Below are 382 nucleotides of genomic sequence, written 5' to 3'. Positions count from 1 at the left end.
GTGGGTTGGGGGGTCTCGACCTAATGTGTGTCCGGCGGTGTCCTACTCTCCCACACCCTCCCGGGTGCAGTACCATCGGCGCTGTGGGTCTTAGCTTCCGGGTTCGGAATGGGACCGGGCGTTTCCCCCACGCTATGACCGCCGTAACCTTGTTACCCGTCCCCCTGTGCCGGTTTGGTTCCGGTTTGGGGGTGGGAAGACTGTTGGTTACAACATTGTGGTGTTGTTATTTTGTTGTGGTTTTTGTTCCTGACAACGGGTTTTGTTGTTCGGGAACCACATAGTGGACGCGTGCAGTGTTTTTGTGTGTGGTGTAAGTTGTTGGCCTATTAGTACCGGTCAGCTTCACGAGTCTTTAGTCCTCGCTTCCACATCCGGCCTA

Annotated in this window: 1 rRNA gene; it reads right to left on the bottom strand. The window is 55.2% G+C overall.

From position 1 onward, the window contains the following. Positions 1-29 precede the first annotated feature (29 nt). Positions 30-146: ribosomal RNA gene (rrf, locus tag AB4Z15_RS24970) — 5S ribosomal RNA — on the bottom strand. Positions 147-382: the final 236 nt, after the last annotated feature.

Source organism: Paenarthrobacter sp. 2TAF44, assembly GCF_052114885.1.
Classification (GTDB): Bacteria; Actinomycetota; Actinomycetes; order Actinomycetales; family Micrococcaceae; genus Arthrobacter.
This window is presented reverse-complemented; position numbering and strand designations above follow the sequence as displayed.